This window comes from bacterium (assembly GCA_026398675.1).
In the GTDB taxonomy this organism is placed as follows: domain Bacteria; phylum RBG-13-66-14; class RBG-13-66-14; order RBG-13-66-14; family RBG-13-66-14; genus RBG-13-66-14.
In genome coordinates, this window is the sequence record JAPLSK010000277.1 from 1 (window position 1) to 4,529 (window position 4,529).

General features: G+C 63.9%; 6 protein-coding genes. 2 read left to right on the forward strand and 4 right to left on the reverse strand.

What is annotated here, in order from left to right:
* Window positions 1-67 precede the first annotated feature (67 nt).
* From NTW26_08460 to NTW26_08470, 3 genes are read right to left on the reverse strand one after another with little or no spacing between them, the layout of a single operon-like run.
* Window positions 68-544, reverse strand: coding sequence for a hypothetical protein (locus tag NTW26_08460; protein ID MCX7022283.1), 477 nt, complete (start codon window positions 542-544; stop codon window positions 68-70).
* Window positions 545-546: 2 nt separating this feature from the next.
* On the reverse strand, window positions 547-933 hold the full coding sequence (locus tag NTW26_08465; protein ID MCX7022284.1) for a hypothetical protein: 387 nt from the start codon (window positions 931-933) through the stop codon (window positions 547-549).
* Between the two features lie 6 nt (window positions 934-939).
* Window positions 940-1,644, reverse strand: a complete 705-nt coding sequence (locus tag NTW26_08470) for a zinc metallopeptidase (protein MCX7022285.1) — start codon at window positions 1,642-1,644, stop codon at window positions 940-942.
* Window positions 1,645-1,845: 201 nt separating this feature from the next.
* On the opposite strand from NTW26_08470, the gene NTW26_08475 reads away from it, so the two are divergent.
* On the forward strand, window positions 1,846-2,364 hold the full coding sequence (locus tag NTW26_08475) for a macro domain-containing protein (protein ID MCX7022286.1): 519 nt from the start codon (window positions 1,846-1,848) through the stop codon (window positions 2,362-2,364).
* A gap of 3 nt (window positions 2,365-2,367) precedes the next feature.
* On the opposite strand, the gene NTW26_08480 is transcribed toward NTW26_08475, so the two are convergent.
* Window positions 2,368-3,924, reverse strand: a complete 1,557-nt coding sequence (locus NTW26_08480) for a radical SAM protein (GenBank protein ID MCX7022287.1) — start codon at window positions 3,922-3,924, stop codon at window positions 2,368-2,370.
* Window positions 3,925-4,084: 160 nt separating this feature from the next.
* Between NTW26_08480 and NTW26_08485 the strand changes: the two genes are divergently transcribed.
* Window positions 4,085-4,529 (forward strand): MFS transporter (locus NTW26_08485; GenBank protein ID MCX7022288.1); only part of this gene is annotated, 445 nt, incomplete at its 3' end.

Genomic DNA, 4,529 nt, shown 5'->3' on the forward strand with positions numbered 1-4,529 from the left:
CCCGGCCGTCCACCTCCACCCGCGCTTGCGAAACGTGCTGCAGGACAACGCGCAAAAAATCGCCCTCCTAGGCCGACTCCGCTTCCTCCAGGGGGTAGAGCGTGTCACAGTACGGGCAGTGCACCGCCGGGACGCCCTCGATTTTCGTGATGTGCCCGGTGGAGACCGACGCGCCGCAGTTTGGGCATCGGGTCTTCATCCTGACCGGCCGCCGCGCCGGTTGCCCCTCCGGCCTCACCGCCCCCTTTAGGCGCCCCAGGACTTCCCTGAAGTCGGCGTTGTGCTCCAGGAGCGCATTCTTCGCCGCTGAGGAGACGTGGAAGGTGGAGCGGATAAAGAAGACGAGCGTGAAGAGGAAAAATCCGCCCACGACCCAGGGCAGAAAATCCCACCCCAGGATGACCCCCAAAGCGATGCCGGGCCCCAGGATGGTGCAGCCGATGATGAACAGGACGACCCACCGCAGGAGATGCCCGTAGTGCGGGGCCACCTGCGGGTCGTGCCGCACGTTGGTCAGGTCAATGCCGTTGACGACGACGCGCATGTCTACGGTTCACCGGTCCTCTCGGCAAGCTCGTCCTCGGTGAAGGCCGCCTCGCCCTCTTTGGCGTCGAAGGCGAGGAAGGCAAATTTGGCGAATTTCTCCGGTTCCCGGCGCACGGCGTTCCGCCGGCGGAGCTGGAGAATGAAGACCACCGCCGAAACCACGGCGCCTACGGCCATCACCCCCAGGGCCCACCCCGCCGCGGTCTCATCGCGCAAACCGGCGAGAACCGCAGCCGCCGCGCCGAAAAAAACGGCCAGCCCCAAAGACAGAAGGAGCGGGAATCGGTACAACCTCCGCAGTCGCTCCCGGGAATAATCTACTTCCACGGGCCGGAGATCGTACTGGCCCGGCTTATCGGGAACCGGTAGTCCCACCCAGAGCCGCATTTTTCGCTACCGCCGGCTGAAGGCGCCGGCGATTAAGAGGAGGCGCAGCAGGATGAGAATGCTCGACACCAGGGCGGCGACGTAGGTCAGCGCCGCGGCCGAGAGAATCTTCCGCGCCCCCGCTTGCTCCTCGGGCTCCAGGTAGCCACCGTCGCGCAGGATGACCAGGGCCCGCGAGCTGGCGTTGAACTCCACCGGCAGCGTTATCAGTTGGAACAGCAATAAAAGCGTGAAGCAGCCGATGCCGACCCAGACCAGCGGCTCCACGGCGAAGATGAGCCCGGCGATGAAGAGCGGCAGGTAGAGCCAGGAGCCGATTCTCGTCGCGGGGACGACGGCGTTGCGCAGGTGGAGCGGGAAGTAGCCGCTTCCGTGCTGGATGGCGTGGCCGACCTCGTGGGCCGCCACCCCCAGCGCGGCCACGGAGGAGGCGTGGGCCACGTCGGCGGAAAGGTACAGTTTGCGCGTCCGCGGGTCGTAGTGGTCCGAGAGCTTACCGCCCACCACCTCTATCTCCACGTCGGGCAGCCCGGCCTCGGTCAGGATGCCGGCCGCCACCTGCGCCCCGGTCAGCCCTCCGCGCGTCTGGACCTTCGAGTAGCGGCGGAAGCGCGAGTTGACCATGGACTGGGCGATGAGCCCCAGGATGAGCCCGGGGATGAGTAAAACCATAGTCCAGTCCATGTAGAACCAGCCGAAACCGTAGAACATGGGTGGTCCTCCGAGCCGCACCGTTTCGCCCCCATTATAACCGCTCTCCCGCCGGCTGGCCACACCCCTACCGCCGGGCGTTTGCAACAAAACGGTCTTTTCGGGCACCCTCGAAGCGACCCGCGGCCCGGCGTCCTCCGACCCCTGCTTGACCAACCGCTTCCCGCGGTGCATAATCCCTGCGACCCTCGGAGACGTCCCTTGGTTAAGCCAGTCCACAGGATTGCCGGTCTGAAAATCGTTATCGCCAAGGGCGACATCGCCCGAGTGGCCTGCGACGCGGTGGTCAACGCGGCGAACAACCACCTGTGGATGGGCTCCGGGGTGGCGGGGGCGCTGAAGAAAGCCGGCGGCTCCTCCGTCGAGCGCGAGGCGATGGCGCTGGGTCCGATAGAGGTGGGCCGGGCGGTGACCACCGGCGCCGGGAAACTGCCGGCGCGGTGGGTCATACACGCGGCGGTGATGGGTCAGGACTTGAAGACCGATGCCGATAAAGTTCGCCGGGCGACGACCAGTGCAATCGAGGAGGCCGACCGGATCGGGGCCAAATCAGTCGCCATGCCCGCCCTGGGCACCGGGGTCGGGGGGCTGGCCATGGAGGATTGCGCCCGGGCCATGCGCGCCGGTCTGGAGGAGGCTTTACCGTTGAAGGGCGTCCGTCGCGTAATTTTCGTCCTCTACGGCCCCCGAGCCTACGAAGCCTTCCAGTCGGCCTTCTGAGAACTAACTCTCCGGATGAATCTCCTCACGGGGGATTTCCCTCCGGAGGCCGGTGCGACCCCAAATCCGGCCCAGGAAGAGGACGAGTCGCAGGAACCAGGGGTGTTTGTAACGCCCCCAATTTATTACCCGGATTATCCACTGGTAAAAGCGGGTGAGTTGCGGCGCGAACCAGCCGACCAGGCTTCCTTTCCAGTGGCCGCGGCAGTAACGCAGCAGGGCCTTGGGGATGTACGGGGCGGTCTCGATCAACCGGCGCAGGGTTTTCGGGGTGTAGTAGTTGTCGGGGTCGGTGGCGTACATCGCCGAGTTGTAGGGGTCCGGCATCCGGTCTAGAAACCCGGCGGACTTCGCCTTGTCGTAGAACCTGGTTTCCGGAAATGGGGTCAGGGAATAGGTGACGACGTAGAAGGGTTTCTTCAGGCGCAGCAGGATGTCTATGGTCTCCAGCGTGTCCCGCTCGGTTTCGAAGGGGTTGTCTACCAGGATATCGTAGCTCTTGGCGACCCCGTACTTCGACAAAATCCAGTCGTTTTCCAGGAACTTCGCGTTATCCTGCACCCGCTCGTACACCTCGAGGGAGAGGCGCTCCGAGCCGGTTTGCAACCCTATCCCCGCGTAGTCGAAACCGGCGTCGGCCAGAAGCTCGATTCTCTTTTCGGTGGTGAAGCGTGGTATCATGCGGGCGATGAAGGGCAGGCCGACTTCCGCCTTGTACCGACGGCAGAAATCCTCCAGCCATTCGTCGGAACCCATGAAGAAGCTGTCGTCCTGGATATTTATGCCCCGGATGAAGGGCATCTTTTGCCGGATCCACGCAATCTCGGCGATGCTGTTCTCCACCGACCTGCGGCGCAGCCACTGCTTGCCGAACTGCCGCCAGAAGAAGCTGTTGACGCAGTAAGTACACTGGTAGGGGCAACCCCGGCTGGTCAAGAGTCGGTAGTAGGTTCCCTCCCAGGTGTTGTATTTCCGGTAGGATTCCCAATCCATCCGCAGGACGCCATTCCCGTCGGAGTAGTAGGAGCGCGCGACGTCGTAATCCGGGAAGGGGAGGGAGTCGAGGTCGCTTATGAGCTCGAGCCGGCCGCCGGCGCGAACCTCGGCGGCGTCCTCACCCGGAAGGACGAAGTTGGGCAACCGACGGTCCCCACTCCGTTCCAGGGCGTCCAGGTATGCGGTCCAGGTGGCCTCCGCCTCGGTCAGGCAGACCGCATCGGCGTAGGGCAGGCACTCCTCGGGGCGAATGGCTGCGTGTATCCCGCCCCACACCACGTGACGGCCCTCGGCCCGGGCGCACTCGGCCACCCGCACCGCCCGGTGGTACTCCGGCGTCATCACCGACAGGCCGACAACGTCTATGGAGAGCTCGTCCAAGAGGCTTACGAAAGCGGCCAGCTCGCGGGACGTCTCTAAGCGGCGCTCCTGGAAGGTCGTGCTTTCCTTGATGAGGAACAGAAGGTAGGTGTTGTGACCAGCGGCGTTTCCCAGTGAGGAGAGGAGGCGCAGCCCCGGGGCGTACGCCAGCGAGTCGAAGCAGACCAGGAGGACATTGGCCATCGCTTTAGCCTATCGTCATTTGAGACAATGCCCACTATAGCATAGAACCGTGGGCGTTTCCACGGAGCGGTTGATTGTTGGCGGCTGTTGAAGGACAATAGGCGCAATAAAAATCCGTCTAATCCGAGGCCTTTTAACCCATCCCGCCGGTGTAGCCCCAATGAGTGAACCGATACGCATTAAAGCCGGCCTGCGCAACGTCAAAGTCAATCGGAACTACATCCTCCTGATCGCGGCCATCTTCGCCGCGGAGCTGGGGTACGGCATCGTCATCCCAGCGTTGCAGCTCTACTCGACCAAGGTCCTGGGCGCCACGGTCGGGCTGGTCGGCGTGGCCATCGCCGCCTTCCCCTTTACCAACACGTTTCTGAAAATTTTCGGCGGCTCCCTGTCCGACCGCTTCGGCCGACGGCTGATGATCATCATCGGCCTGACCATCTCCTGCCTGAGCCCCCTCCTGCTCTCGCTGATCAACGTCTCCTGGCTGATTTGGCTTTACATCCCCATCCGCGCCATGGACGGCACGGGGAACTCGGTCATCTGGCCGGCGGCCAACGCCATGGTGGCGGACATGATGGGGCGCAAGCGCCGCGACGCCGCCCTGG

Coding starts and splice junctions, on each gene's coding strand:
- NTW26_08470 (MCX7022285.1), bottom strand. CDS start 1,644: ATGTTCTACGGTTTCGGCTGGTTCTACATGGACTGGACTATGGTTTTA.
- NTW26_08460 (MCX7022283.1), bottom strand. CDS start 544: ATGCGCGTCGTCGTCAACGGCATTGACCTGACCAACGTGCGGCACGAC.
- NTW26_08480 (MCX7022287.1), bottom strand. CDS start 3,924: ATGGCCAATGTCCTCCTGGTCTGCTTCGACTCGCTGGCGTACGCCCCG.
- NTW26_08465 (MCX7022284.1), bottom strand. CDS start 933: ATGCGGCTCTGGGTGGGACTACCGGTTCCCGATAAGCCGGGCCAGTAC.